Annotated in this window: 1 protein-coding gene; it reads right to left on the minus strand. The window is 32.7% G+C overall.

Going from position 1 to position 1,026, the window contains the following annotated elements; all coding sequences use genetic code 11:
- Window positions 1-196: 196 nt before the first annotated feature.
- Entirely contained in the window at window positions 197-934 is a 738-nt protein-coding gene (locus ACE01N_RS20495) for a hypothetical protein (protein WP_380592948.1), read from the minus strand.
- Between the last annotated feature and the right edge of the window lie 92 nt (window positions 935-1,026).

Raw genomic sequence — 1,026 nt, forward strand, 5'->3', positions numbered from 1 at the left:
TTTCTTACTCATGGTCTAATGCAAATCTTTAAGTCTTTTCATGCTTGCCCACAACGTTCCCGCGGTATGGTGTCGTGCGGTTGACTGTCCCACGAAGTGGAGACTGTCAAGCCGAAAACGACGACATACGGAAATAGGTTTTGCAAGTTATAATAAAACCGCATGCACTATGACCGTGTGTTGTAGCCAGTTGTTCTTATTCATATAAGAATATTTTAACTTTATTCAAAGCTGTCATTTTTAAATTAAGAGAATCGATTATTTCAGGTTTAACTCTATCATATTTGTCGATCATGTCCATGACAATGAAAGTAGAATCATATCTCTCAAAGGGACATGTGCCATGGGAATTATCAAATACCTTTGTTCCTGTATTAGTAGTTTGAATCCTATAATCTGTTTGTTCACCATAGACAATATTCTCATATTTAATTACTGTTCCTGAAAATGAAAATACAATACAAATTGAATCTGAGTTTTTAAAATTATAGATACTATTACTAAATATATTTAGAGTCATATTTTCACAGTAGTCAGGTTTATAGAATGCTGTATCATAAATTTTATACATTCTAAATTCCTTGATAATAGAATCGCAATTAATTTTCTCATTGTTGCAATTTTGACATTTACGAAAGTTTAAATTAGTTTCAAACTTTGACTGATAACTGTCGAGGTTAGTTAATGAATCTAATAATTCTGGATTCTCTTTCAATATGTAATAATTTGCTGCTCTATTCGGAACAAAATCAAATCTGTTTGAATTAATTAAAATCTCAGGTTTTAAGCTACAATAATATCCCTCGAACTTTTTGTCTGGTATAAACTTGAAAATAATAGTTCCGACAACATCAACTTTTTCAGTTTTCTTTTCATTCGGTGCTTTACAGAATAAAAACAAACCTAACAATATAAAGGTGATAAAGTATCTCATTTTACAATTGGCTACAACGTTCCCACGGTATGCTGTCGTGGCAGTTTCTTTCCGACGGGAAAGGAACTGTCAGGACAAAAGAGACAGCCCGC

This window comes from Quyinboa ferrireducens, assembly GCF_042436675.1.
Lineage (GTDB): Bacteria > Bacteroidota > Bacteroidia > Bacteroidales > UBA5342 > JBHJHP01.